22 protein-coding genes are annotated in these 24,104 nt (G+C 68.5%); 3 read left to right on the top strand and 19 right to left on the bottom strand.

The window, feature by feature from the left end; translation table 11 throughout:
• On the top strand, positions 1 to 985 hold a 985-nt coding region (locus UG56_RS26395), incomplete at its 5' end, for a hypothetical protein (protein WP_084101646.1).
• Positions 986 to 1,049: 64 nt separating this feature from the next.
• Here UG56_RS26395 and secA read toward each other — a convergent pair.
• Together secA and UG56_RS26385 are read right to left on the bottom strand one after the other, a co-directional pair.
• Entirely contained in the window at positions 1,050 to 3,947 is a 2,898-nt protein-coding gene (gene secA / locus UG56_RS26390; protein WP_045547968.1) for a preprotein translocase subunit SecA, read from the bottom strand.
• A gap of 66 nt (positions 3,948 to 4,013) precedes the next feature.
• Entirely contained in the window at positions 4,014 to 5,225 is a 1,212-nt protein-coding gene (locus tag UG56_RS26385) for a winged helix-turn-helix domain-containing protein (protein WP_045547969.1), read from the bottom strand.
• Positions 5,226 to 5,309: 84 nt separating this feature from the next.
• Between UG56_RS26385 and UG56_RS26380 the strand changes: the two genes are divergently transcribed.
• Entirely contained in the window at positions 5,310 to 6,158 is an 849-nt protein-coding gene (locus UG56_RS26380) for an LLM class F420-dependent oxidoreductase (RefSeq protein ID WP_045547970.1), read from the top strand.
• A gap of 22 nt (positions 6,159 to 6,180) precedes the next feature.
• On the opposite strand, the gene UG56_RS26375 is transcribed toward UG56_RS26380, so the two are convergent.
• The 17 genes from UG56_RS26375 to UG56_RS26295 form a co-directional block, all read right to left on the bottom strand.
• On the bottom strand, positions 6,181 to 6,651 hold the full coding sequence (locus UG56_RS26375; RefSeq protein ID WP_045547971.1) for a hemerythrin domain-containing protein: 471 nt from the start codon (positions 6,649 to 6,651) through the stop codon (positions 6,181 to 6,183).
• Positions 6,652 to 6,751: 100 nt separating this feature from the next.
• Entirely contained in the window at positions 6,752 to 7,432 is a 681-nt protein-coding gene (locus UG56_RS26370; protein WP_045547972.1) for a response regulator, read from the bottom strand.
• Positions 7,433 to 7,532: 100 nt separating this feature from the next.
• The gene (gene hpf, locus UG56_RS26365; RefSeq protein WP_045547973.1) at positions 7,533 to 8,168 is read right to left on the bottom strand and encodes a ribosome hibernation-promoting factor, HPF/YfiA family; all 636 of its coding nucleotides are present in this window, start codon (positions 8,166 to 8,168) and stop codon (positions 7,533 to 7,535) included.
• Between the two features lie 406 nt (positions 8,169 to 8,574).
• Positions 8,575 to 9,291: a ComF family protein gene (locus tag UG56_RS26360; protein ID WP_071327352.1), complete on the bottom strand. Its 717-nt coding sequence runs from the start codon at positions 9,289 to 9,291 to the stop codon at positions 8,575 to 8,577.
• Between the two features lie 73 nt (positions 9,292 to 9,364).
• Positions 9,365 to 11,083, bottom strand: coding sequence for an LpqB family beta-propeller domain-containing protein (locus UG56_RS26355; RefSeq protein ID WP_045550965.1), 1,719 nt, complete (start codon positions 11,081 to 11,083; stop codon positions 9,365 to 9,367).
• Positions 11,080 to 12,696, bottom strand: a complete 1,617-nt coding sequence (gene mtrB / locus UG56_RS26350) for an MtrAB system histidine kinase MtrB (RefSeq protein WP_045550966.1) — start codon at positions 12,694 to 12,696, stop codon at positions 11,080 to 11,082. The genes UG56_RS26355 and mtrB overlap by 4 nt, the downstream gene beginning before the upstream one ends.
• The gene (gene mtrA, locus UG56_RS26345; protein WP_045550967.1) at positions 12,693 to 13,400 is read right to left on the bottom strand and encodes an MtrAB system response regulator MtrA; all 708 of its coding nucleotides are present in this window, start codon (positions 13,398 to 13,400) and stop codon (positions 12,693 to 12,695) included. Before mtrA ends, mtrB begins: the two co-directional genes overlap by 4 nt.
• Before the next feature lie 113 nt (positions 13,401 to 13,513).
• Entirely contained in the window at positions 13,514 to 14,953 is a 1,440-nt protein-coding gene (gene ahcY / locus UG56_RS26340) for an adenosylhomocysteinase (RefSeq protein ID WP_008364118.1), read from the bottom strand.
• Positions 14,954 to 14,971: 18 nt separating this feature from the next.
• Positions 14,972 to 16,234 (bottom strand): MFS transporter, encoded by a 1,263-nt coding sequence (locus UG56_RS26335; protein ID WP_071327351.1) that lies wholly within the window; start codon positions 16,232 to 16,234, stop codon positions 14,972 to 14,974.
• Positions 16,235 to 16,324: 90 nt separating this feature from the next.
• Positions 16,325 to 17,284 (bottom strand): DUF808 domain-containing protein, encoded by a 960-nt coding sequence (locus UG56_RS26330; protein WP_045550968.1) that lies wholly within the window; start codon positions 17,282 to 17,284, stop codon positions 16,325 to 16,327.
• A gap of 107 nt (positions 17,285 to 17,391) precedes the next feature.
• Positions 17,392 to 18,210: a substrate-binding periplasmic protein gene (locus tag UG56_RS26325; RefSeq protein WP_045550969.1), complete on the bottom strand. Its 819-nt coding sequence runs from the start codon at positions 18,208 to 18,210 to the stop codon at positions 17,392 to 17,394.
• A gap of 120 nt (positions 18,211 to 18,330) precedes the next feature.
• Positions 18,331 to 19,143 carry a substrate-binding periplasmic protein gene (locus UG56_RS26320; RefSeq protein WP_045550970.1) on the bottom strand — a complete coding sequence of 271 codons (813 nt, stop codon included), beginning with the start codon at positions 19,141 to 19,143 and terminating at the stop codon, positions 18,331 to 18,333.
• A 254-nt stretch (positions 19,144 to 19,397) separates the two neighbouring features.
• A complete protein-coding gene (locus UG56_RS26315; protein ID WP_045550971.1) occupies positions 19,398 to 20,210 on the bottom strand; it encodes a substrate-binding periplasmic protein in 813 nt (270 codons plus the stop codon).
• Positions 20,211 to 20,386: 176 nt separating this feature from the next.
• Positions 20,387 to 21,418 (bottom strand): SIS domain-containing protein, encoded by a 1,032-nt coding sequence (locus UG56_RS26310; RefSeq protein WP_071327350.1) that lies wholly within the window; start codon positions 21,416 to 21,418, stop codon positions 20,387 to 20,389.
• 7 nt (positions 21,419 to 21,425) lie between these two features.
• On the bottom strand, positions 21,426 to 21,614 hold the full coding sequence (locus UG56_RS26305; protein ID WP_045552122.1) for a Trm112 family protein: 189 nt from the start codon (positions 21,612 to 21,614) through the stop codon (positions 21,426 to 21,428).
• Positions 21,611 to 23,017 (bottom strand): phosphomannomutase/phosphoglucomutase, encoded by a 1,407-nt coding sequence (locus UG56_RS26300; protein ID WP_045552121.1) that lies wholly within the window; start codon positions 23,015 to 23,017, stop codon positions 21,611 to 21,613. Before UG56_RS26300 ends, UG56_RS26305 begins: the two co-directional genes overlap by 4 nt.
• A gap of 18 nt (positions 23,018 to 23,035) precedes the next feature.
• Positions 23,036 to 23,437 carry a DUF3499 domain-containing protein gene (locus tag UG56_RS26295; protein ID WP_371264412.1) on the bottom strand — a complete coding sequence of 134 codons (402 nt, stop codon included), beginning with the start codon at positions 23,435 to 23,437 and terminating at the stop codon, positions 23,036 to 23,038.
• Positions 23,438 to 23,486: 49 nt separating this feature from the next.
• On the opposite strand from UG56_RS26295, the gene UG56_RS26290 reads away from it, so the two are divergent.
• Positions 23,487 to 23,903, top strand: a complete 417-nt coding sequence (locus UG56_RS26290) for a metallopeptidase family protein (RefSeq protein WP_045552053.1) — start codon at positions 23,487 to 23,489, stop codon at positions 23,901 to 23,903.
• The last annotated feature ends 201 nt before the right edge of the window (positions 23,904 to 24,104 follow it).

Genomic DNA, 24,104 nt, shown 5'->3' with positions numbered 1-24,104 from the left:
GAGCGCCACCGACGACGCCGAGACCGAACGGGCACGCGTTCACGCCGCGGGGATGCTGGCGTCTCAGCTGCGGATGCAGGACGGGATTGCGACGTACGCCCAGCTCGTGGCGGGTGGCGTCACCCGCACCGACATCGAGCGCCGGTTGCGGCGCAACGAGCTACGCCGGGTGCATCCACGGGTATATGCCGACCACACCGGACCGCTCACCTGGACACAGCGGGCATGGGCAGCCGTGCTCTACGCCGAACCCGCGTTCCTGTGCTGGACCAGTCTCGAGCAGCCGAGAGGCCGTGACCTGAACGACCCGATCCACGTAGCCATCGACAAGTCACGCCGGGTCAGACCGCAGGAAGGTCTGGTGATCCATCGGCTGGCCGCGCTGGCACCGCGCACCTATGGCGGCACCCCACCCAGGCTCAACGTCGAGGACAACGCGTTGTTGATCGCTCACGAGGCACGCAACGAGATCGACGCGATCGCGGCCATGGCACAAGTCGCGAGCAGGACGTACGTCACCGCGCACTCGCTCCGCGCGGCACTTGGCCGCTACCCGTCCTTGCGTCGCAGACGGCTTGTCGCCGGTATCATCGACGACCTCGAAGCCGGCACACATTCGGTCCTCGAGCACGGCTACCTCACCAAGGTGGAACGGCCGCACGGCCTGCCCGCCGGGAAACGGCAGGCTCCGCGGACCGGTCCCGGCGGCAACCAGTTCCGTGACGTCGAGTATCTCGAATACGCACTCGTGGTCGAGCTCGACGGCGCCCTGGGCCATGAGGGGTGGCGGGATCAGGCCCGCGACGCCGACCGGGACCTGGACGACCTCGCCAGCGCCGGGTCGGTCACCGCGCGGTTGCGGTGGCATCAAGTGTTCGACACCCCGTGCCGTACGGCCGCACGGGTGGGCAGGATCCTGGCCCGGCACGGGTGGACGGGGTCGCTGTCGACATGCGGAGACAGATGCACCGCCATGAGCAGCTGACCCCGTGGAGCGCGGTACGTACGTGGTACGTACAGCGCTCCACGGGTTCGACGCTGAGGGATCCTCAGCCGTTGACGCGGGTGGTGAGACCGGTCGGGCCACCGGGGCGGCCGTGGCACTGCTTGAACTTCTTGCCCGAGCCGCAGGGGCACTGCTCGTTGCGGCCGACCTTGGCGAACGGGTCGTCGGCGTTGGTGACCGTGTTGCCCTGCGCCTCGGCCTGACCCTGCTCGTCCGGGCCGGTGAAGGCCAGGTGCTTGGGCGCGGCAGGCTTCTGCAGGCCCTTCGCAGTGATGTGCGGGGCACTGGCCGAAGCCTTCGCCGCCTCGGCCTTCAGGGCCGCGGAGATGTCCTGGAGGCCACCGGCCTGGCCGACGCCGACCGGCGGCTCGGCGAGCGCGCCCTCGTGCATCGGACCGGCGTGACGGGTGCCGTCGGGGTGGTAGTGGAACTCGGGTTCGGTCTGCTCGACCTGGACCTCCAGGTTGAACAGGTAGCCGACCGCGGCCTCCTTGATGCCGTCCATCATCGCGGTGAACATGTCGAAGCCCTCGCGCTGGTATTCCACCAGCGGGTCACGCTGCGAGTAGGCCCGCAGGCCGATGCCCTCGCGCAGGTAGTCCATCTCGTAGAGGTGCTCGCGCCACTTCCGGTCCAGGACCGAGAGCACGACCTGGCGCTCGACCTCGCGCATGCCCTCGGAGCCGATCTCCTCCTCGCGGCGGTCGTAGGCCTCCTGGGCGTCCTTCTTGAGGAACTCGATGAGCTCCTGGCGGTCGAGGTCGTCCTTGCTGCCGCCGGCCTTCGTGATCAGGTACTTCGGCTCGACCGAGACCGGCCAGATCTGCTTGAGGTCGGTCCACAGCTGGTCGAGGTCCCACTCCTCGGCGTAGTCCTGGGTCGCTCCGGTGACCATGCCTTCGACGACGTCGTCGATGAAGCCCCGGATCTGCTCCTCGAGGTCGGCGCCCTCGAGGACCTCGCGGCGCTCGGCGTAGATCACCTTGCGCTGGCGGTCCATGACGTCGTCGTACTTGAGGACGTTCTTGCGGGACTCGAAGTTCTGGCCCTCGACCTGGGTCTGCGCGTTGGCGATCGACTTGGTCACCGACTTGGCCTCGATCGGCACGTCGTCGGGGATCTTCAGCGTGGTCAGGATGCGGTCGACCCACTCGCCCTTGAACAGGCGCATCAGGTCGTCCTCCAGCGACAGGTAGAAGCGGGACTCGCCCGGGTCACCCTGACGGCCGGAACGACCACGCAGCTGGTTGTCGATGCGGCGGGACTCGTGCCGCTCGGTGCCGAGGACGTAGAGACCACCGAGCTTGGTGACCTCCTCGTGCTCGGCCTTGACCTGCTCCTTGATCCGCTCGACGGTCGCCGCCCAGGCGTTCTCGTACGCCTCGGCGGTCTCGCCGGTGGGCTCCAGGCCCTGCTTGCGGAGCTCCTGGTCGGCCAGGAAGTCGACCGAACCACCGAGCATGATGTCGGTGCCTCGGCCGGCCATGTTGGTGGCGACCGTGACGGCGCCCCGGTGACCGGCCAGCGCGACGATCTTCGCCTCGTCGGCGTGGTATTTCGCGTTGAGGACGGTGTGCGGGACGCCGCGCTTCTTGAGGATGTTGCCGAGGTATTCGGACTTCTCCACCGAGACCGTGCCGACCAGCACCGGCTGGCCCTTCTTGTGCCGCTCGACGATGTCGTCGGCGACGGCCTCGTACTTCGCCACCTCGGTGCGGTAGACGAGGTCGGGCTGGTCCTTGCGGATCATCGGCTTGTTGGTCGGGATCGGGACCACGCCGAGCTTGTAGATCTTGTCGAACTCCGACTCCTCGGTCATCGCCGTACCGGTCATGCCGGAGAGCTTCTCGTAGAGGCGGAAGTAGTTCTGCAGGGTGATGCTCGCGAGGGTCTGGTATTCCTCGCGGACCTTCACACCCTCCTTGGCCTCGATCGCCTGGTGCAGACCGTCGTTGTAGCGCCGGCCGGCGAGCATGCGGCCGGTGTGCTCGTCGACGATCAGGACCTCGTCGTTGGCGACGACGTACTCCTTGTCGCGGCGGAAGAGCTCCTTGGCCTTGATCGAGTTGTTCATGAACGAGATCAGCGGGGTGTTGACGGCCTCGTAGAGGTTCTCGATGCCGAGGTGGTCCTCGACCTTGGTGATGCCCCGCTCGAGGACGGCGATGGTGCGCTTCTTCTCGTCGACCTCGTAGTCGACGTCGCGGACCAGGCTCTTGGCGATCGTGGCGAACTCGTCGTACCACTTCACGTCGTCCTCGGTCGGACCGGAGATGATCAGCGGGGTCCGGGCCTCGTCGATGAGGATCGAGTCGACCTCGTCGACGATCGCGAAGAAGTGGCCGCGCTGGACCAGGTCCTCCATGGAGGAGGCCATGTTGTCGCGCAGGTAGTCGAAGCCGAGCTCGTTGTTGGTGCCGTAGGTGATGTCGCAGTTGTAGGCCTCGCGGCGCTGCGCGGGGGTCATCTGCGGCAGGATCACGCCGACGGTGAGGCCGAGGAAGCCGTAGATGCGGCCCATCACCTCGGACTGGTACTTGGCCAGGTAGTCGTTGACGGTGACGACGTGGACGCCCTTGCCGGCCAGCGCGTTGAGGTAGGCCGGGAGCACCGCGGTCTGGGTCTTGCCCTCACCGGTCTTCATCTCGGCGATGTTGCCGAGGTGGAGCGCCGCGCCGCCCTGGATCTGGACGTCGTAGTGACGCTGGCCCAGGACGCGCTTGGTGACCTCACGGACGGTGGCGAACGCCTCGGCCATGATGTCGTCGAGGTCCTCGCCGTTCTCCAGGCGTTGCTTGAACTCGTCGGTCATCCCGCGCAGCTCGTCGTCGCTCATCGCGACGAACTCGTCCTCGATCGCGTTGACGGCCTTCGAGATGGCCTCGAGCTCGCGAAGGATCTTGCCTTCGCCGAGGCGAAGGATCTTGTCGAGAATTGCCACGGTGGCGGGCTCCTACTAGCGGCAGACGGATAGCACGGTCACTCTACCCACCTGCCGGTCGCCTGCTCACACCAACGGCGCAAGGAGTGGCGCCAGGTCGCCCTTGGGATCGACCTGGATGGCGTCCAGGCCCAACCAGCCGGCGAGCCGCTCGAGCTCGGCCGCCAGCTCGACGGCGGTCTCGACCGGGGCGTGCGGTTCGGCGTACGCGCCCTTGACCTGGAGCGTCCCGCTCCTGCGGTCGGCCTTCAGGTCGACCCGGCCTACGATGTGCTCGCCGAGGAGGAACGGGAGCACGTAGTAGCCGTGGATCCGCTTCGGCGCCGGCGTGTAGATCTCGATCCGGTAGAAGAAGTCGAAGAGCGCCTCGGTGCGCTCCCGCTCCCAAACCAGCGGGTCGAACGGGCTCAACAGTGCGCGGGCCTCGATGCGGCGCGGCAGGCGCGACCGGGAGAAGAGGTACGCCTGCTTGCGGATGCCCTCGACCATGACCGGCTCGACCTCGCCGGCCTCGATGAGCCGGTTGAGCGCGCGGGTCGTGTCGTCCACGCGCATCCGGAAGTAGTCGGCGATGTCCTTGGCGGTGCCGACCCCGTGGGACCTGGCGGCGCGGCGTACGAGCTCGAGGTGGGCCTCATCCTTCGACGGCGTCGGCGTGTCGAGGTAGCGGCGCGGGATGACGCGCTCGGGCAGGTCGTAGGCGACCTCGAACTGGTCGTTGCGGCCGGCGATGGCCAGCTCGCCGAACATGTAGAGGATGTCGAGGGTCTTGCGCGAGTCGGACCAGTTCCAGCCCCAGTGGTCCTTGGTCTGCGGGCCGGCGTCGTCGAGCGCCTTGGCCGCCTCGCGCGCGGTGAGCGCCCCCTGCTCGGCCACCAGCGCGAGCACCTTCTCCTTCATCCCGTCCGGAACGCTCCCCCACCACTTGGAGCCCTTCTGGGCGCGGTAGTGGTCCATCCGCCACTGCATGTGCGGCCACAGCTCGACCGGCATGAACGCCTGCACGTGCGCCCAGTACTCGACCATCCGGCGGTCCCTCAGGCCCGTGCTGGCGCGGTGCAGCAGCCCGGTGTCGTACGCCCCCATCCGGCTGTAGAGCGGCATGTAGTGCGCGCGCTGCAGGACGTTGACCGAGTCGACCTGGAGGACTCCGGTGCGCTCGAGGGTGCGCTGGAAGGTACGCATCGTCGGCGTGGTGTGGGGCTTGTCGGCGAAGCCCTGCGCCGCCAGCGCGATCCGGCGGGCCTGGGAGCGGCTGAGTGTCTGTGAGCGGGGCACGCCTCCGACTCTAGAGCCGGTTCCGGACAAGTCCCGTCCGGAACCGGCCCAGCCACCTGGACGTGCCTCCTAGAGTGGACCCACGTGACGACACGATTCGGGATCAAGCTCAGCCAGAACGCCCCGATCGAGGACTACCTGCAGGTGTGGCGTACGGCCGACGAGGCGGGCTTCGACCACGTCTGGGTGATGGACCACATCGCGTCCCTCGGTTCGGATCCGACCGACCCGATCTTCGACGCCTGGGCCATGCAGGCCGCGATGGCGGTGGCGACCTCGCGGGTGCGGATCGGGTGCATGGTCACCGGCAACACCTACCGCCACCCCGGCATGCTCGCGAAGCTCGCCACCACCGTCGACCACCTCTCCGGCGGGCGGCTGGAGTTCGGGATCGGCGCCGGATGGGCGGAGCGCGAGCACACCATGTACGGCCTGGAGTTCGGCACGTTCGGCGAACGCTTCGACCGGCTCGAGGAGGCGCTGCAGATCATCCGCTCACTCTGGACCGCTCCCCTGACGACGTTCGAGGGCACCCACTACCAGCTCGCCGAGGCGGTCGCCGAGCCCAAGCCCGTCCAGCGCCCCCACCCGCCGATCTGGATCGGCGGCAGCGGCCCGAGACGTACGCTGCGGATGGTGGCGCAGTATGCGGACGCCTGGAACGCGACCGGTGAGACCCCGGAGGAGTTCGCCCGTCTCGGCTCGATCCTCGACGCCCACTGCAGTGACGTCGGCCGCGACCCGAGCGAGATCCGGCGCACGGTGCAGTTCCGCCTCGACAGCCCGATCGGCGATCTCGTGCCGACGGTCCTGTCCTACCGCGCGGTCGGTGCGACCGAGTTCGTCTTCGTGCTCCCGCGCAGCAGCGACCACCTGTCCACCCTCGACGAGATCGCCGCCGCGCTGCCCCGGCTGCGCGACGCGACGGCCTGACCGGTCCGTCAGACCCGCGCGCTCACAGCGGGCCGAAGACCTCACCCACGTCCGCCTCCAGCTCGAGCGAGTCGAGCACGCTCAGCAGCTTGCGCTCCTCGAAGCGGAAGTGGGACTCCATGATCGCGGCGATGCCCTCGAGGTGCTTGCCGAGCGCCTCGGGGGTGCTGGCCCGATCGACGGCGGCCTGCAGGCCGCCGAGGAGATGGCCGATCATGGAGTGGTCCTGCTCCAGCTGGCGGATCGTGTCCCTCAGCTCGGGGTGAGCTGCGCCGATCGCCGGGAACAGCTCCCGGTCCTCGCCCTCGTGGTGGCCGGTCAGGGCCGCACAGAACCCGTGACAGAACAGCAGCAGGTCACGGGCCGCCGGCGCAGCCGGGTCGCCCTTGGCGATGGCCTCCTGCGTCACCCGCAGTGCGTTGCGCAGTCTCTCGTGGACGCTGCGCATCTCGTTGCTCCAGGCGATCAGCCTGGTCTTCTCGCCCTCAGTCACGTGAGGGCGAAGGGGACGACAACAACATGTCGTGCTCCTTCGTGTCCGGCGCCTCCATGCCTGACACGGTCTGCCACCGGCACGCGACGCTGGCGTCAGCCTAGTCCACGTTGAGGAGCTTCTGGCGAACCGCGTACATGACCGCCTCCATGCGCGAGTGGGCCTGGAGCTTCTCCAGGATGTTGCGTACGTGGTTCTTGACCGTGTTCTCGGAGATGAACAGCCGCTTGGCGATCTCGCGGTTGTTGAGGCCCTTGGCGACCAGGCCGAGGACCTCGAGCTCGCGGTCGGTGAGCTTGGGGCCCGGGACCGGCGAGCGGTCGGGCCGGGACATCTGCTTGAACTCCTCCATCAGCTTCACCGCCATGGACGGGCTGATCAGGGACTGGCCGTCGGCGACGACCCGGATCGCCTGGGCGACCTGGTCGATCGAGGAGTCCTTGAGGAGGTAGCCCATCGCGCCGGCCTTGACCGCGTCGTAGAGGTCGGCCTCCTCGTCGGAGACGGTCAGCATGATGATGTTGGCCGAGGGCACGGCCTCCTTGATCGCGACGCAGGCCTCCAGGCCGGTCTGCTTGGGCATGCGTACGTCGAGCAGCACGACGTCCGGAGCAGACGCCGCGGCACGCTCGGTGCCCTCGATGCCGTTGGTGGCCTCGCCGATGACCTCGATGCCCGGTTCGCTCGCCAGCAGCGCGACCAGACCCCTTCGGAAGAGCTCCTGGTCGTCGACAACCAAGACGCGGACCGGCTCACGATCGGCACCAGATGTAGATGACACGAATGCATCATGGCACGTAACTCATGATGACAAAGGGAATGGCCGGGACTCCTCCATCTGAGGGATGGAAAAATCCCGGCCGTTGTGCTTGGGCCCGCGGTCAGACGAGGTCCGCGCGGTTGAGCGCGATCACCCCGTAGTCATACCCCCTCCGGCGGTAGACGACCGACGGCCTCGTCGAGTCCTTGTCGATGTAGAGGTAGAAGTCGTGGCCGACCAGCTCCATCTCGTAGAGCGCCTGGTCGAGCGTCATCGGCTCCGCCGTGTGGGTCTTCTCCCGGACCACCAAGGGCCCCTCCCCCGTCACGGTGATCGGACCGACCTGGTGCTCGCGCACGATCTCCTCGTCGGTCTCGGACTCGGTCGTCGTCAGGCCGTCGGGCTCGATGCCCGCCAGTGCCTGCCCGACGGATACCGGCGTGCGACGGCCGCGGTGGACCCGGCGGCGGTCGGCGGCGCGGCGCATCTGAGAAGCCATCTTGTCGACAGCCAGGTCCAGCGCCCCCATCTTGTCCTCGGCACACGCCTCCGCCCGGATGACCGGACCCTTCGAGTACGCAGTGAGCTCGACGTGAACGGCGCCCTTGTGCTGGCGCGGGTTGGGCTCGTTGTCGACCTCCACGTTGATCCTGATGATGCGGTGGTCGTGCTTCTCGAGCTTCGCGAGCTTCTCTGCTACGTGAGCGCGATAGCGGTCTGAGACCTCGGCGTTGCGAGCCGTGACGACAACTTCCATGGGTACCTCCCGGTGTTTCGGGGTTGGCGGAATCCCGGATGGTCAGCGCATGTGACCTCCGGGGTACGGAGTCCGCCCGGCCGACCTGGTCTTCGACCCCACAACCGCCTGCAGAGGCTTAGCGGCTTGATGCCACTCCACCTTCTCCCTGCTGGTTCCCGTATCTGACGGGAGGGCAAGGGCAGGACTTATCTCTAAGCCGCACCGTGATCCCCTTGCCCCAAAATCTGGGATCGAAGGGTTACGTGGACCGTTTCGCCTGCGACTGGCATCGGCTTGCCGCTCGGATGTCCGCAACGCGGACCTCTCTGCGACGCAACCACGGACCCAGGCGGACTCCATGTAGTGACGGTAGTTCGCCGATCTGCCCCACGAAAGCCCTTCAACAGAATTACATGGCGGTTTCCTACATTTGAACGTGAGACCGACGTTGGGTGGCCGCGACGGTCGCGATCGCTTTCACGCCGAGACCCACCGATTCCAGCGCTCGCTGAGCCTCGCGCGCCGTCGCGCCGGTCGTGATCACGTCGTCGCAGACGATGAAGGTCGCTCGCGGGATCGTCCTCGCCAGTGTCCGGATGCCGGACGCCGGGCAGGTGATCGAACCGTCCAGGTTGGCCTGCCGCTGCCGTGAGTCGAGGCCGGCCTGGTCCGCGACGCCCGGCCTGGTGCGGAGCAGCCGGTGGTGACGTACGCCGACCCCGCGCCGCCTCAGCATCGCGGCCGCTCCGCTCGTGATCGCCGCGGTGCTGTCCAGACCGCGCTCGCGCACGGAGGAACGGCGCGAGGGGACCGGGACGAGGATCGTGAGGCCGGCGCCGGTCTGCGCCATGGCCTCGAGGACGGAGAGCGCGAGCAGGCCGGCCAGAGGCCTTCGGAGGCCGAGGAGCTGATGCTCCTTGAGCCCGATGACGAGTTGCTTGAGGGTGCCCTCGTAGGGCCCGGCCGCGAAGGCCGGGACGATGCCGGGTGGAGCCGGGGTCGGCGGGCTCGGCCGAGCCTCCTGCGGCAGCTCGGCGTGGCAGTCGCGGCAGAGCAGCCGGCCCGGTCGCCCGCAGCCGACGCAGCGGCCGCCCACGACCAGGTCGTGCCAGGCGTCGGCGAGATCCCCTCGAAGACTCATGCTCCCGAGTCGACCAGGGTGGCCGCCCGGGAGCAACCGAGGGCTGCTCGCCTGTGGATAAAGCTGTGGAGAGTCAGCCCTGGTAGGTGATGTCCGAGAGATCCGAGGGCAGCTCGAGGTCGAACCTGTCGAGGGGGTCCAAGAGGGTCCACCCGGACATCGCGTAGAGGCGGGCCGAGGCCACCGGGGAGCCGACGACGCCGGTGACCCGGTCGCTGAGGGTGTAGCGCTCACCGCTGGGGGCACCGTCGAGCGAGACCGACTGGAACAGCGCGGTCGAGCTGATCTGCTGGACCGCGACGATCGTGGTGGGCGAGGTCCAGGCGATGTCGGTGACCTGCATCGTGGCGGCATCCGGGTGAGGCAGCAGGACCGCCGAGGTCCCGGCCGTGATCTCGCCCTTCGAGCTGGCCTGGAGGCGGCTGACCACGATGCGGTCCGAGGACTCGCCACCGATCACCGCGACGAACCGGGTGCCGTCGCGCGAGACCAGGAACCGGGTGACGTTCTCCCCCGTCACCCCGGGGATGGCGACGCGGACGCGGCGGTCGCCGTCGACGTACATCACCCGGGCGCCGGTCGAGTCCTTGTCGACCAGCCACAGCCGGCCGGCGAGGTCCCAGGAGGGCCGCAGCAGACGGGTGCCCGTCACCGGAGCCTTGGCGAGCTCGCCGTCGCTGCTCAGCTCGCCGACGACGACGCCGGTGCGGTCGGCGGTCACGGCGGCGGCGGTCGAGGCGTCGGCGTCGACGGCGACATCCGTGACGCCGTGGGACTTCGCCCAGCCGCCGAGCACCGGCACCCACGGGTCGCCGCCCTCGCCGGTGCTGGTCACCAGCGAGCCGCCGCGCAGCGCGTAGAGGTCGACCCGCGCGGAGGTGCCGTTCGGGTCGTAGCCACCGCCGTTGTCGACGCTGAACGTGTCACCGTAGCCCGGCAGCACCACCGGCTCGCCGTCGATCGTGAGCCGGATGCGTTCGACGCTGGCGTCCTGGCGCAGGGTCCAGGCCAGCTGGGCACCCATCAGCTGGAGGTCCTCGGACCCGTGATCTCCCAGGTCACCGACCAGGTCGACCTCGGCCACCCCGTCACGTACCTCCACCGAGCGGGGCTCGTTCGCCGCGGTCGGGAGCGCGCTGCGGATGACGCCCTGTGCGTCCTCCCCCGGGCCGGTCAGCAGGCTGGAGACGAGAGTGGCGGCGTAGGACGCACCTTTCGGGGCGAAGATCGGCTCCGGCACCAGCGTGTGACCGGTCGGCTCGAAGTAGTAGAGGTTGCTGCGGGCGAAGTGGGTCAGGAACCAGTCCGCGTCGACCACCAGGGCGTTCGGAGCCGAGCTGATCCGCCACTCGCCCTTGATCCGGGTCAGCTCGAAGTCGAGGATCGCCTGCGAGGCACTCATCGCACCGCGCCACACGCCGCGCTCGTCGAGCCAGCCGGCGTCCTCCAGCTCGACCGACACCTGTGGCGACGAGACGGCATGGGTGCCGCGCTCGCCGTAGACGAGGGTGCGGCCGGCCGGTGCCCACCGCGTCGCCTCCTCCTTGGTGAGGTAGCGGCGGGCGTAGACCGTGCTCATCGGAGTCGCCTTCATGGCGTCCAGGAACCCGTCGACGATCTCACCGGGGGATGCGCCGGCGCGCGGGGCGCCGGGGTTGTAGGGGATGAGCTCCTGCTGTGCGTCCGGTGCGGCGAGATCGGCGGGCCGGACGGGACCGGAGTCGGGCACGCTCGAGCACGCCGAGGCGAGGAGCGCGACCGCGGTCAGGACGACGGCGAGTGCTGATCTCACGATGCCTCCAGGGTGTCGCGGGCATCGGCCGGGACGAGCGGGAGCGGGCTGTGACGCAGCGCGGCACCGGCATAGCGGGGAAGCGTGAGCCGGAACTGAGCGCCCTGGTCGGGGCGTCCCCAGGCCTGCAGCCACCCGCCGTGGAGGTGGGCGTCCTCGAGGGAGATCGACAGCCCCAGACCGGTGCCGCCGCTGGAGCGGTCGCGGGCGGGGTCGGCCCGCCAGAACCGGTTGAAGACCAGCGCGGTCTCCCCCGGGGCCAGCCCGACACCGTGGTCGCGGACGGTCAGCGCGGCCGCGTGCTCGTCGCTGTCGATCCGGATGGTGACGGTCTGGCCCACCAGCGCATGGTCGGTGGCGTTGGCCACCAGGTTGCGCACGATCCGCTCGACGCGACGATGGTCGACCTGGGCCGTGCACGGATGGTCCGGAGCGACGACCTTCAGCTCGATGTCCCGCTTGTCCGCGAGCGGCGTGTAGGCCTCGACGACGGCGTGGGCCAGCGCGGTCAGGTCGGTGTCGTAGACGTCGAGGACCGCCGCTCCGGCGTCGAAGCGGCTGATCTCGAGCAGGTCGCCCAAGAGGGTCTCGAAGCGGTCCAGCTCGGTCTGCAGGAGTTCGGCGGCCCGGGCCGTCGGGGCGTCGAAGCTGTCGCGGGCCTCGTGGAGGACGTCGCTGGCCATGCGGACGGTGGTGAGCGGCGTACGCAGCTCGTGGGAGACGTCGGAGCTGAACCGTCGCTGGACGCGGGAGAGATGCTCGAGCTGCCGGATCTGGTTCTGCAGACCGCTGGCCATCTGGTTGAACGAGATCGCCAGACCGGTGAGGTCGTCCTCGCCGCGGACGACCATCCGCTCCTCGAGCCGGCCGGCGGCGAGCCGCTCCGCGGTCCGGCGAGCGATCCGGATGGGCGTGACGACATGACGGGTCACGATCCAGCTGCCGACGCCGATCAGCAGGATCAGGATCGCACCGGCCGCCAGCAGCCCGCGGGTGATGACGCCGAGCGTCTCCTGCTCCTGGTCCATCGGGAAGAGGAAGTAGATGTTGTACGTGTCGTCGTGCAGCTCCAGCTGCGCCCCGATCACGATGCCGGGGGTGGAGGACCGCTCGCCGTCGTCGTAGGAGATCCGGGTGTAGGTCCAGACCGGCTCGGCCCGGATCGTCTGGAACCGGTCCTCCAGCGTGGGCGGGACGCTGCGTACGTCCAGACCCGGTGTCCACTCGACACCGTCATCGCTGATCCGGCCGGACGTCGACGTCACCGGGCCGGCCATGACGACGCCGTAGCCGCGCGAGAGGCTGCGCTGGATGATCGGGTCGCCCAGGTCGTTGCGCTGCAGCGGGGTGCCGCCGTTGGCGCCCGAGGTCTCCGCGATGCTCGAACGGGCCGCGGAGAGCTCCTCGGAGGCCTCCGCCTTCGCCGAGGCGACGCGGTCCTGGACCAGCTCGTCGCCGATCTGCTCGAGCAGGATCAGCCCGACCAGGCTGACGGCGGCCGCGGTGAGCAGCACGGTGTAGACCACGACGCGGGTCTGGATCGACCGGCGCCACGTCGTCAGGAGCTTCTTGGGCGTCCGCGATGCTGTGCGGACGACCTGCTGGAGTGTCACACGGGCCCTGCCTTGTAGCCGACGCCACGGACGGTGACGACGATCTCGGGGTTCTCCGGGTCGTGCTCGACCTTGGAACGCAGTCGCTGGACGTGCACGTTGACCAGCCGCGTGTCGGCGGCATGACGGTAGCCCCACACCTGCTCCAGCAGCACCTCGCGGGAGAAGACCTGGTGGGGCTTGCGGGCCAGGCACTCCAGCAGGTCGAACTCCAGCGGCGTGAGCTGGATCTGCTGGCCGTCGCGGGTGACCTGGTGGCCGGCCACGTCGATGGTGAGGTCGCCGATCTCCAGCACCTCGGGGACGGCGTCGCCGTGCCGGCGTACGCGTGCCCGGATCCTGGCGATCAGCTCCTTGGGCTTGAACGGCTTCACCACGTAGTCGTCGGCCCCGGACTCGAGCCCGACCACCACGTCGACGGTGTCGCCCTTCGCGGTGAGCATGACGATCGGCACGCCCGACTCCTTGCGGATCTGCTTGCACACCTCGATGCCGTCCATCCCGGGAAGCATCAGGTCGAGCAGCACCACGTCGGGCTTGTAGTCGTGGAAGGCAGGCAGCGCCAGGTCGCCACGGGCCACCAGGTGCGAGTCGAAGCCCTCCTGTCTCAGCACGATCGCCAGCATCTCGCTCAGCGAGGCATCATCATCGACGACGAGGACCTTTCCCTTGGCGGGCTGGTCGGGAGCGCTGCGATCGGCCATGTGTCCGATTCTGTCACCCTGTGCGTGCGACGCATCACATGAGCCACCCGAAAACGCCGCGTCGGCGCGTCTGTCCCCGTGCTGTGGGACGGACGCGCCGACGCGGACGGCGATCAGTAGCGGTAGTGGTCCGCCTTGTAGGGACCCTCGACCGGGACGCCGAGGTAGTCGGCCTGAGCCTGGTTGAGCTCGGTCAGCTCCACACCGAGGGCGTCGAGGTGGAGGCGGGCGACCTCCTCGTCGAGCGCCTTCGGCAGGACGTAGACGCCGATCGGGTAGTCGTCGGTCTTGGTGAAGAGCTCGATCTGGGCCAGCGTCTGGTTGGTGAAGGAGTTCGACATCACGAAGCTCGGGTGACCGGTGGCGTTGCCCAGGTTGAGCAGACGGCCCTCGGAGAGCACGATGATCTTCTTGCCGTCGGGGAAGATCCACTGGTGGACCTGCGGCTTGATCTCGTCCTTGACGATGCCCGGGATCTTCGCGAGGCCGGCCATGTCGATCTCGTTGTCGAAGTGGCCGATGTTGCCGACGATGGCCTGGTTCTTCATCTTCTCGAAGTGCTCGACCCGGATGATGTCGAAGTTGCCGGTCGTGGTGATGAAGATGTCGGCGGTCTCGACGACCGACTCCAGGCGGCGGACCTCGTAGCCGTCCATCGCGGCCTGCAGCGCGCAGATCGGGTCGATCTCGGTGACGATGACCCGAGCACCCTGGCCGCGCAGCGACTCCGCCGAGCCCTTGCCGACGTCGCCGTAGCCGCACACGACCGCGACCTTGCCGCCGATCATCACGTCGGTGGCGCGGTTGATGCCGTCGATGAGCGAGTGGCGGCAGCCGTACTTGTTGTCGAACTTCGACTTGGTGACCGAGTCGTTGACGTTGATCGCCGGGAAGAGGAGCGAGCCCTCCTTGAACCGGTCGTAGAGGCGCAGGACACCGGTGGTGGTCTCCTCGGTGACGCCCTTGATGCCGTTGGCGATGTTGGTCCAGCGCTGCGGGTCGTTCTTCAGCGACCGGTCGAGGACCCGGAGGACCTCCTTGAACTCCTCGTTGTCGGTGGAGTCCTGGCCCGGCACCGCGCCGGCCTTCTCGAACTCGACACCCTTGTGGACGAGCAGCGTGATGTCGCCGCCGTCGTCGAGGAGCATGTTGGGGCCGATCTTGTTGCCGGCCTCGTCGGTGAAGTCGAAGACCTTCTCGGCCTCGTCCCAGTACTCGGCCAGGGTCTCGCCCTTCCAGGCGAAGACCGGGGTGCCCTGGGGGTCCTCGGGGGTGCCCTTGCCGACGACGACGGCCGCGGCGGCGTGGTCCTGGGTGGAGAAGATGTTGCAGGTGGCCCAGCGCACGTCGGCGCCGAGGGCGGTCAGCGTCTCGATGAGCACGCCGGTCTGGATGGTCATGTGCAGCGAGCCGGCGATGCGGGCGCCCTTGAGCGGCTGGTCCTTGCCGTAGCGCTCGCGCATGGCCATCAGGCCCGGCATCTCGTGCTCGGCGAGGGTGAGCTCCTTGCGGCCGAACTCGGCCAGGCTCAGGTCGGCAACCTTGTAGTCCATGGTTATTCCTTACCGAATTTAATGCGGGCCTGCGTCGCGCATCTGCGCACCAGCGGGATCTCCCACGCAGGGTCTTCCCAGACTACAAGCGGCCCTCGGCGTCCGCGGTAATCCTGGACGGCAAACGCCAGGCCAACATCTAGGGACCAGCACCAGCTGACACCTCACCGCTCCGACCACCACCGGCACCCCGACCAGCGCGACGGCCACCGGGACCCCGATGAGTCCGGAGCCGAGGCCGACGAAGGCGTACGTCACCAGAGCCACCGTCTCCTCCCCCAGACCGAGCACGCTGGTGACGGTCGCCCGGGCAGGCCCCTGGATGCGGCCCTGGAGACGGGTCTCGGCCACGATCATGGCGTTGTTGAGCAGCCCGTAGCCGAGCGCGATGGCGACGAAGCCCACGAACGGGTGCACGAGCGCGCCGAGGGAGATCAGCACGGCGCCTCCCGCGACGACCACCGCGAGCGTACGCGGGGACATCCTCGCCGTGCGGCCGGCGAGCGCCGTGCCGACCGCCTGGGCGAGCGTGGCCAGGGAGACCAGGACCGGGACGGTCGTCGTCGCCACCCCATGAGCATCGGCGACCAGCGGGAAGAACTCGTCGTACGCCGTCATCCCGACCAGCACGGACGCCACCAGCAGCGCACGGCGCACCGCTGGCGTCCGGGACGCCTCGGCCAGCCCGGCCCGGAGCATCACGAGGTAGCGGGCGGGGTCTTCGTCCGGGTCACGGCGACCGTGGCGTGCGGACCGCGTCACCGGCAGCGTCGCGGCCAGGACGCACTGGACCAGCGCCACCCCGACCGACGCAGCGCCGACCAGCTGATGTCCACCGGCGTACAGCAACGGCACCGCAGCCAGCTCCGCGAGCAGGGTGAACACCAGCGCCGAGGAGCGCGCGTAGCCGATCAGCCGGGGATAGCGCCCACGCTCGCCACGCACCACGAGGTCGTCGTAGACCAGCGCCTCGAACGTCCCCGACATCAGTGCGCCGGACACGCCCCACAGCACGAAGCCGAGCGCGAAGCCGGCGTACGACGGCCACCAGGTCCAGGCTGCGAAGGCAGCGGCGTGGATGAGCGCCGAGGCCACCAGCAGATGACGGCGGTCGACCGTGTCGGCCCACGCGCCGGAGGGCACCTCGGCGACGAAGGCCGTCACCGACCAGATCACGAACAGCGACGAGATCTGCCCTGCGGAGAGCCCGTGCTCGGCGAAGAGCAGGGCGTAGACCGCGTAGAGCGGGACCGCGTCACGCGAGGCGTGGTAGGCGAGCACGCGCAGCGTACGGCTGCGCTCGGAGAGGCTGCGCTCCGAGAGTTAGATCGGGTGCATGCTCCGAGGCTAACCCCGGGCCCCCGATCCGGCTCAGTGGTTTTTCTTGAACGGCAGCAGGTGGAGCACGCCGACCACGATCGCCCCGACGATGAGCCCGACGATCGCCGAGAAGAAGGTGTTGACCAGCCATCCGGCGGCCGCACCGACGCCACCGAGGGCGTGGTGGACCTCTTCCTCGAGGTGGTGGACGGTGTCGTAGGGCCACGACCAGCCGGGGTGGCCGGCGGCGAGGCCGTTGACGTCGTGGAGGCCGACCAGGATCAGGTGACCACCGACCCAGAGCATCGCCACGGTGCCGACGATCGAGATCACCGTGAGCACCTTCGGCATGGCCGAGACCATGCCCAGGCCGAACCGCTGGGCGAAGGCGCCGGGGCGCTGCGAGAGCGAGAGGCCGACATCGTCCATCTTCACGATCAGGGCGACCACGCCGTAGACCACGATCGTGATCAGGAAGGCGACCGCCACCAGCGCGCCGAGGCGCAGCCAGAAGCCCTGGTCGATGACCTCGTTGAGCGCGATCACCATGATCTCTGTGGAGAGGATGAGGTCGGTGCGTACGGCGCCCGCGATCATCGTCCGCTCGGCCTCGGGGCCTTCCTCGACGACCGGCGTGTCGTGGGTCTCGGCGTGCGGACGAACCCACTCCAGGACCTTCTCGACACCCTCGAAGGCAAGGAACGCGCCACCGAGCATCAGGATCGGGGTGATCGCCCACGGCGCCCACTGCGCCAGGATCAGCGCGACGGGCAGGATGATCAGCAGCTTGTTGCGCAGCGACCCGAGGGCGATCTTCTTGATGATCGGCACCTCGCGCTCGGCGGCGATGCCGTGGACGTACTGCGGCGTCACGGCGGTGTCGTCGATGACGACACCGGCGGCCTTGGCCGAGGCCTTGCCGGCGGCAGCGCCGACATCGTCGACGGACGCAGCCGCCAGCTTGGCGATGGCGGCTACGTCGTCGAGCAGTGCGAAGAGTCCGGCGCTCATGCCGCCGCCTCCGTGGTGAAGTGCGAAGAATACGGAGGCGACGGCCTGAGGCCCATGGTCGCTCGCTGTCGCTCGCTCATGACCCGAACCCTATCGGGTGGATCGGGCTACTCGACGCCCTGCTCCCGGAAGCGCTCCGAGAGCGGGTACTGCTCGAAGTAGTCCGTCTTGATCCGCAGCCAGTCACCGTTGACGATCATCTCGTCGATCGCCTTGTCGGCCTGGTCCCTGAGCCCGTCGCCCTTGCGGAAGACGAAGGCGATCGGGGCTTTGTCGGACGGGAAGACGATCCGCTCCTCCATCGGGATGGGGGCGTGCTTGATCAGACCGGCGGTGAACGGCGCGTCGTAGAAGAACGAGTCGGCCTTCCCCGCAGCGACCGCCTCGAGCGCGGCCGCCTCGTTCTTCCGCTTCACGATCTCGGCCTTGGGGAACCGCGCCTTGAGGATGCCCTCCTGCGCGGTGCCGTCCACGATGGCGACCTTGGTGCCGTTGACGTCCTTGAGCTTCCTGATCGGGGAGTTCTTCGGGGTCGTGAAGGACAGGTAGGTGACGAAGTAGGGGTGCGAGAAGTCGTAGGCCTTCTCACGTTCCTCGGTCACGCTCACCTGGGACGCGATCATGTCGATCTCGCCCGCATCGAGCGCGGTGAACAGGTCGGCGAAGTCCATCGGTACGAACGACGGCTTGATGCCGAGCGACTCGCTGACGCCGAGGGCCATCTCGTAGTCGAAGCCCTTGGCGCCGGAACCTTCGGTGTAGTAGACCGGCGCGCTGTTCAGCACACCGATCTTGAGCTGGCCGTCATCGGCCGCGCTGCTGCGCCGGGCAGGGGCGGGGCCGGTCGTCTCGACCGTGTTGGAGACCACGATCAGGATCACCAGAAGGGTGACCGCGCCCGCAAGGATGAATTTCAGGGATTTCATACGACGTCCTGGGTGGGGGGGAGGGATGCGCCGAGACGCTGCGACCTGGCCTGAGCCGGGCCAGCGGGCATCGTAGGCTACTGGACTAGGACGCCCCGAATGGGGCGAGCGGCATCAGGCTCAGGCGCCCTTGTCCTTGAAGACCTCGGAGAGCGGGTACTCCTTGAAGTACTCCTTCTTGATCTTCAGCCAGGCCCCATCGAGGATCATCTGCTCGAGAGCCGAGTCGACCTGCTCCTTGCGCTCGTCACCCTTCTGCATGACGAACCCGATCGGGGCGTCGTCGGCCGGGTAGACGATCGCCTCCTTCAGGGGGATCGGCGCCCGGTGGATGATCGGCGCGGTGTAGGGGGCGTCGTAGAAGAAGGCGTCCGCCTCGCCGCTCTGGATCGCCTTGACCGCGGAGTCCTCGTCCTTCGCCTTGATGATGTTGACGTTCTCGTACTGCTCCTCGAGGTAGCGCTCCTGGATGGTGCCCTCGACGATCGCGACGTTCTTGCCGTTGATGTCGTCACGCGTCTTGATGGTCGAGTCCTCCGGGGTGAGGAAGGACAGGTAGGTGACGAAGTAGGGCGCGCTGAAGTCGAAGTCCTGCTTCCGCTCCGCGGTCTCGGTGACCTGGGCGCCGATCATGTCGATCTTGCCTGCCTGGAGGGCCGGGAAGAGGTCGCTGAACTCCATCACCACGAACTCCGGCTTGGCGCCCATGCCTTCGGCGACGCCCAGCGCCATCTCGTAGTCGAAGCCCTTGGTCACGCCGTCGACCTTGTAGTAGGCCGGTTCGGTGCCGTCGACCCCGATCCGCAGCGTGCCACCCGCGGCGGCACTCTTCTCCTCGGTCGCTTTCGGGGCCGGGTCGGCGTAATAGCCGCCGATGACCAGGACCCCCAAGAGGGCCAGGGCGCCGGCGACGACAAACTTGATCTGGTTCATGCGAAAGTCCTGTTTTTTCCGGGATGGTGGGGCATGCCCGTCACGTCGGCGCCGAGAATCGAGACGTGCTGGCCAGAGGTGGCCGGACGAAGTTGCATCCAACACCTGACTGCTCCCCCGCGTCCAGGTTTTCGATGGTCCGCGTCACGTTCCGTAACCGAACTTTCACCGTAGCGCGTGAGCCGCATCACGCGCTACGTTCGGCAAACCGCGCAATCGCCAGATCAGCTGAGACAAACGCTCTCTTCCGCATATCAGACGCCCTTTTCCCGGAAGACCTCGGAGAGCGGGGCCGTCTCGAAGTAGTCGGTCTTGATCTTCATCCACTCGCCGCTGAGGACCATGTCCTCGATGACCCCGTCGATCTGCTCCTTGCGCTCGTCACCCTCGCGGACCACGAAGCCGATGGGAGCGTCCTCGGCCTGGTAGACGATCGGCTCCGTCAGCGCGATCGGTGCGCTCCTGATGATCGGCTCGGCGTAGGGAGCGCCGTAGAAGAAGGCGTCGGCCTCGCCTCGTCCCATCGACCTGACCGCCTCGTCGGCGTTCGGCGCCTCGATGACGTTGACGTCTCGGTACTGCTCTTCGAGGTAGCGCTCCTGCACGGTGCCCTCGACGACGGCGATGTTCTTCCCGTCGACGTCACGGCGGGTCCGGACGGGCGAGCCCTTGGGAGCGAGGAAGGACACGTACGTCACGAAGTACGGAGCGCTGAAGTCGAACTCGCGCTCCTGCTCCGCGGTCTTGGTCACCTGAGCCCCGATCATGTCGATCTTGCCCGCCCGCAGAGCCGGGAACAGCTCGTTGAAGTCCATCTCCACGAACTCGGGCTCGGCACCCATGCCTTCGGCGACGCTGCGCGCCATCTGGTAGTCGAAGCCCTTGGTCACGCCGTCGACCTTGTAGTAGGCCGGCTCGGCGCTGTCGACGCCGATCCGAAGGGTGCCACCGACCGCGGCGCTCGACTCGTCGGTCGCGGAGGGGGCCGACTCGGAGAGCCGTCCGCTGAAGACGGCGGCACCGAGGATCGCCAGGGCACCGGCGACGACGAACTTGGTCTGGTTCATGGGAGGGGGATCCTGTTCCAGGGAGGGGGATGCGGCCTGATGTGACCGATTTGTTGCCAAATCAAACAACGGCCCACTCTCCGGCGTCCAGGGATCTCACATCGTGGCGACGCTCCGCCAACGAACCTGACCGCAAGACATGACGTAGATCACAGGGATCTGTCCGTCATGCGGAATTAAACATCGTTAACCAAACCCAAACGAAGATACTCCGCGGCGTATGTCCCTTGGAGGAGCAGCGACGCGTAGCGGGCGACCTCCGTGCTCGCGTTCGCCTCCACGACCTCCACCCGTACGCCGCGGGTGTCCGCGGCCTCGGTGAGGGACCGTCGCTGCTCGAGCATGATCGGATCGGTCGCGCCGTCGTCGAGGACGACGAGGACGGGACGTACGGATGCCTGCTCCTCGGCGAACGGGTCGTCGAAGACGTTGCGGGGGCGTGCGGCCTCGAGGACCGGGAGCAGATCGTCGGCGTCGCCGGCGATGGCCCCACGGCCGCTGGCGCGGCGCAGTCCTTCGGCGACACGGCGCGCGGCTCGGGCGGCCAGGACGGAGCCACCCCACACGACCGGGAGCGAGTCGGCCAGCGAGATCGCCAGGATCTTGCCCGGGTTGACCGAGATGTCGCGATGCGGCGAGCAGGCCGTGGCGACGTCGTCGAGCGCATCGGCCACCTTGCCTGCATCTGCCTCGGGACCGAGACCCACCGAGTTGAGGTAGGTGAGCATCAAGATCGCCATCGCGAGCGTGTCGCCACCCTCGACCGGGAGCAGGGTGCTGTCGCGGCCCTCGGCGTGCTGGGCGACCAGCGACTTCTCCGGTGCGGCCACGACCAGCTGGGCGCCACGACGGACGGCCTCGGCGGCGGCCGAGGCCTCCCCCGGGTCGGACCCGGTCGGTGCCAGCACGACCACGAGGTCGAGGCTCCCGGCCCAGCCCGGCAGGCCCGGGGCCGGCCAGGCGACGAACGGGACCGGGCAGAACGGCTCGAGGACCGCGCGCAGCAGGCGCGAGTCGGGACCGGCCGCGACCACGGCCCGGGGTCGCCCGGACTCTGCGGCGCGGCGTACGGCCTCCTGCAGGGGTTCTGCGGCCCCGGCAGCGACCCGGCGGACCCGGGCACCGGACTCGGCCAGCGAACGCAGCAGCAGGTCGATCCCGGCCAGCGCCCGCTCGTCGTCCAGCCTCGACTCGTCGAACCAGGTCATCGCTGCCTCACTCGCCCTTGGTCGGTCGGGCCTCGTCGATGAGCAGGACGGGGATGCCGTCGCGTACCGGATAGGCCAGGCCGCACTCCCCCTGGCAGACCAGCTCGCTGTCGGCCTCGACGGGCAGCAGGTCGCCGTGGCACTGCGGGCAGACGATGATCTCGAGCAGCTTCTCGCTCAAACCTAGGGCGCTCATGCGGGACCCCGCCTTTCATTGGGTTCAGTCTTTCGGATGATGGCGAGCGCTTCGTCGCGGACGCGCTCCATGGTGAGTATGTCCTTGCCCTCCGCGTTGAGCCGCAGCAGCGGCTCGGTGTTGGAGGCGCGGACGTTGAAGGACCAGTCGGCGTGGGACAGGGTCAGACCGTCGAGCTTGTCGACGGTGACACCCTCGCGCACTGCGTACGCCTTCTCGATCTCGGCCACGGTGGCTGCCTGGTCGGGCACGGTCGAGTTGATCTCGCCGCTCATCGGGTAGCGGTCGTACGCCGCCAACAGCTCGCTCAGCGACTTGTCGGTCTCGGCGAGAGCGCCGAGCACGTGCAGCGCGGCGAGCATGCCGGAGTCGGCGCGCCAGAAGTCGCGGAAGTAGAAGTGGCCGCTGTGCTCGCCGCCGAAGGCCGCCTCCGACTCGGCCATCACGGCCTTGATGTAGGAGTGGCCGACGCGGGTGCGCACCGGGGTGCCGCCGAGCTCGGTGACGATCTCGGGGACGGCGCGCGAGGTGATCAGGTTGTGGATGATCGTCGCGCCCGGCTCCTTGGCCAGGGCGCGCTCGGCGATCAGGGCGGTGATCGCGCTGGGGCTGACCAGGTCACCCTTCTCGTCGACCAGGAAGCAGCGGTCGGCGTCGCCGTCGAAGGCCAGGCCGGCGTCGGCACCCGTCTCGCGGACCTTGGCCTGAAGGTCGACCAGGGTGGTCGAGTCCAGCGGGTTGGCCTCGTGGTTGGGGAAGGTCCCGTCGAGCTCGAAGTACATCGGGATCAGCTCGACGGCCTCGGTGCCGAGGCGGCCGAAGACCGCCGGGGCGGTGTGGCCGGCCATGCCGTTGCCCGCGTCTGCGACGACGGTGAGCTTGCGACCCTTGACCGGGGCCAGAGCGAGCAGGTGCGCGGCGTACGCCTCCAGCACGTCGGTCTCGCTGATGCTGCCCGCGACATCGACGACCGGGGCCTCACCGGAGATGACCAGGTCACGGATCTCGTCGAGCCCGCTCTCCGCGCCGACCGGGACCGCGTTGGCACGGCACAGCTTGATGCCGTTGTACTGCGCCGGGTTGTGGCTGGCGGTGAACATCGCGCCCGGCAGGCCGAGGTGGCCCGAGGCGAAGTAGAGCTCGTCGGTCGAGGCCAGCCCGATGATGGTGACGTCGGCGCCTGCCTCGGTCGCCCCCTCCGCGAAGGCTCCCGAGAGGGCCGGGGAGCTGGGCCGCATGTCGTGGCCGATCACGATCTCCCCACCGCGGGCGCCCACGACGTGCACGAAGGCCCGCCCGGCGAGTCGGGCGAGGTTCTCGTCGATCTGGTCAGGGACGGTGCCACGGACGTCGTACGCCTTGAAGACGGCGTTGGCGATGTCGGGGTCGACTCTCTCCGGCATGTCCGGAACTCTAGTGCCCTACTCCGAGGTCAGCACGCGGAGGTGGCCGCGACGGGTGCCGCCGGGGCGGGGCTGGCCGTCGTTCGTCCCGGGCTCGTCGGGTTCGCCCTGCCCGGGTGCGACGGCGGGGCCACGCGGCGCGGGTGCCGGCGGCCTCGCGGCCTCCCGGACGGCATCGGCCAGCGCGAGCAGGTCATCACCCTTGGGCTGCGGGTCGACCGGCTCTCGGGCCAGCCTGACGACCTCCCAGCCTCGCGGCGCGGAGAGGCGCTCGGCGTGCTCCTCGCACAGGTCGTAGGCATGCGGCTCGGCATAGGTCGCCAGCGGGCCGAGGACGGCCGTCTGGTCGGCGTACACATAGGTGAGCGTGCAGACGGCTTGGCGCTGGCAGGCGGTACGCGAACAACGACGAGCAGTCACGGGTGAACCGTACTCCCCTGAGGCCAGCCGCGCAGTTAGGCTCGCGTACATGACCAGGCACAGGGATCGGCACGGCCGTGGCAGACGCGGCCCGATGGCCGTCCCGACCGACCCGAAGGTCCCGGTCCTGCGCACCCGCCGGGAGCGTTTCGACGACATCGCGCTGGGGATCGTCACCGAGATCGACGGTCGCTGGCAGTCACGGCTGGGCCTGATCGAGTACGCCGTCGAGGAGTCGCCGGACATCCCCAAGGACTGGACCGTCGAGGACCACATCCCGCTCGGGTCACTCGAGCGCGGCTCGGGCGCCAAGCCGGCACGGCTGGTGATCTACCGGCGGCCGATCGAGCACCGCTGCCACACGCGGTCCGAGGTCGAGGCGATGGTGCTCATGGTCGTGGTCGAGCAGGTCGCTGATCTGCTGGGGATCGATGCTGAGGATGTGGATCCTCGCTATCAGCCCTGAAGTCGTCTCTTGCCGGCGCTCTGGTGCTGGATCTTGGGGCTGGTCTGGGCCGGGAGGCAGTCGCTTCGCGGGAGGGGGCTGCCTCCGCGGTGAACAAAGATTCATTCACTGCCCCTGGGCGAACGAAAGTTCATTCACTCCCCTCGAGCGAACGAAAGTTCATTCACCCCGGTTGGGTGAACGAAGATTCATTCACTCCTC

This window comes from Nocardioides luteus, from assembly GCF_000960475.2.
Taxonomy (GTDB): domain Bacteria; phylum Actinomycetota; class Actinomycetes; order Propionibacteriales; family Nocardioidaceae; genus Nocardioides; species Nocardioides luteus_A.
This window is presented reverse-complemented; position numbering and strand designations above follow the sequence as displayed.